The sequence below is a fragment of the uncultured Planktosalinus sp. genome (assembly GCF_963973675.1).
GTDB lineage: Bacteria > Bacteroidota > Bacteroidia > Flavobacteriales > Flavobacteriaceae > Planktosalinus.
In genome coordinates this window covers 1-2778 of sequence record NZ_CAXBAN010000353.1, presented here as the reverse complement: position 1 = coordinate 2778, position 2778 = coordinate 1, and the positions used below count along the sequence as shown (strand labels likewise).

Genomic DNA, 2778 nt, shown 5'->3' with positions numbered 1-2778 from the left:
TTGTAAATCCTCATGAAATAGCTCATCTTTTAGGTTTAGGCCATACACGTTCAGGAAATGAAAATGTACCTCGGGATCCACTACATGCAGATTTTAATGCTAGTTGGGCAGGAGATAAAATTGTAGAGACTGCGGCTATCAATTCATATAGAGACCCAAACAATCCTTCAACTTTTCCTTTTGTGAATTTGCAAACTTGTATTTATACTAATGATGGTTCTCAAACTGACAGTAATGACGTTCCTTACAATCCTTTTCCCCAAGATGTTAGTAACATTATGAGTGATTGTTCACCATGTATGTTACAATACCCCAATTTTTTTGATGAGCAATTTCTAGCAATGCGGTATAAAGTCCTTTCAAATACCACAAAATTTGAACCTTTACAAAATACAGTAGCTTCACTGTATGAGCCCTACAGGGGTGAATATTATATATCTGGACCTGTAGGCATTAACCATCCTCCACTCTTTCAACCCGGTTTTCGATATAGGTTTAGAGAATGTCAATGTGATTGTCCAGATGGTGAACCCACCCCATATGAGGATACTTCATTTACTATGGGTTATAATACCTTGTTAATGATAGAAGCAGATGAAACAGACTTCAGCAGCATAACACATCCCAATCATTCTGCCATTCAAATTTTATTTAACCCTCCTTTACCCGATAGCTATGGTCAAAACACTAGAAAATGTTATGATAACTGGAATCGGGCACCTATTGGTGGCAGTATCACTAAATTTAATGACGGTGTGTTTAATGCAAACGTCACGATTACCTCACAGGACTCCACAGCTATAAACAACCCAAACCTGATTCAACAACTTGACCCAGGTTTGTATAGAATAGATAAAAATTATGAGGATGGAGCAGTTCAAGAAAATGTGATATATAAGGAGATCGAGTAATGAAGTTTTTATATTTAAGTTTTTGTATATTATTCTTACTTCCTTTTCAAGTAATAAGTCAATGGCAGGAACATTTAGTTTTTAATGAGGCATCAGTTCCAACTTTGGTTGTTGGTGAAGATATCGATAATGATGGATTTGTTGATATAATAGTTACTGAAAGAGGTCAAAATGCAGTTTTTTGGTATAAAAATGATGGGGTGGGTAACTTCAGCACGCCCCTCTTGATTGCTCAAAACTTACAAAATTTAACAGGACTTGCTGTCGGTGACCTTACAGGCAATGGATATAAAGATGTGGTTGTTTCTGTACAAACTTCAACTTCAACACCACCCAATTTAAGATGGATAGAACATCTGGATGGCAATGGCACTTTTGCGTTCCCACAAGTAATTACAGAAAGCCCAAGTACCATATCACATGGTATAGTTTTGGGAGATATTGACGGCGATGATTACCTTGATATTATAGTATCTGCGAGTGCAGCCAGTGACCGTAGTATTACTTGGTATCGCAATCTGGGCAATGGCAGTTTTTCTACTGGTAATGTGGTGATTACAAATTTTTCAAATGGTTTTGGGATTGCTGTGGGGGATATTAATGGTAATGGAAATTTGGATATTGTTTCAGGGACACCAAATTTTCAAATTATGGCTTGGTTTGAAAATATGGATGGAGAAGGTAATTTTAGTGAGCCAGAAGAAATAGGTTCTGAAGGAATTGCGGTTTTAAATATGCATTTAATTGATATTGATGATGATGGCGATTTGGATTTAGTTGGCAGTAGTTCCGGAGAGAACCACATATTTGCTTGGTGGGAAAATTTGGATGGTCAAGGTACTTTTGGTTCAGAACGTTTTATTGAATTGGAACACCTCATTACAGGCATTTACCCTGCAGATATTGATAGTGATGGTGATATTGACTTATTTACCTTGTCTCCCGGCTTTATGCGGTGGTATGAAAATATGGATGGGTTGGGTAATTTTAATGAACCTCAATTGATTAGTGATAGCGTTCCATTTGCAATAAGTATAGTAGCGGGTGATATTAATAATAATGGGAAATTAGACCCGGTTACTGCATTACAACAAGACCAGACCATAATATGGTTTGAAAACAACGTTCTATCTACTTTTGATTATTTACTTGACAATTTTGTAATGTATCCCAACCCCGCAAATGATACTTTGAAAATTAAAACAAACCAATTACCAGATTATTTAATTATTTATAACAAGACCGGTCAGGTAGTTTTAGAAAAAAAATGGGAGATTGATAAAACAGAAATCGATGTTTCCTTTTTAACCAGCGGTATATATATAGTTGAGTTTATTTATCCAACAAGTAAGGAAAAAATTAGGTTTATTAAAAAGTAGTTTTCACGAAAACCTCTTTTCAAAATACTCAGTCAAGACCATTGGTGTTAAAATCATCGTCATAGCATAAACACTATCTTCCAAAGGAATTGTAACCATTCTGATACCCATATTTTGGGTATTGTCATACCACACGACCTGCTCTTCAATAAAACTTCCGGTAAGAATACCGTTTACAATAAAAAAAGGAATGAGCATTACCAGAAAGGTAAGGTAAAACTGTTGTAATAAATCCTTTCGATAATGGTATACCAATAAAAGCACTAGCATAGCATAACCAAAATTAATTACCGGATACCATCTATCATAAAACAGCACAATCAAAAGAAAAAACAATGCAATGAGTATAAATGTAATTGCAGAAGTTAAATTTTCTGAGAGTTTCCAATTTGGAAAATAATGCAATAGGGCATAATGTGTAAAAATACAGGCATAAGGGATACACACAAAGAACATCCATTCCTCTATCGGAAGGTTTACAAGGTATA

General features: G+C 35.3%; 2 protein-coding genes and 1 pseudogene. 2 read left to right on the top strand and 1 reads right to left on the bottom strand.

What is annotated here, in order from left to right; all coding sequences use genetic code 11:
• Positions 1–911 (top strand): annotated as a pseudogene (locus tag AACY61_RS11830) (hypothetical protein); the annotation flags it as partial.
• Entirely contained in the window at positions 911–2290 is a 1380-nt protein-coding gene (locus AACY61_RS11825) for a T9SS type A sorting domain-containing protein (RefSeq protein ID WP_339611783.1), read from the top strand. The pseudogene AACY61_RS11830 and the gene AACY61_RS11825, both read left to right, overlap by 1 nt.
• 3 nt (positions 2291–2293) lie before the next feature.
• On the opposite strand, the gene AACY61_RS11820 is transcribed toward AACY61_RS11825, so the two are convergent.
• Positions 2294–2778: lycopene cyclase domain-containing protein (locus tag AACY61_RS11820; RefSeq protein ID WP_339611782.1), on the bottom strand; the 485-nt coding region annotated here is incomplete at its 5' end.

Coding starts and splice junctions, on each gene's coding strand:
- AACY61_RS11825 (WP_339611783.1), top strand. CDS start 911: ATGAAGTTTTTATATTTAAGTTTTTGTATATTATTCTTACTTCCTTTT.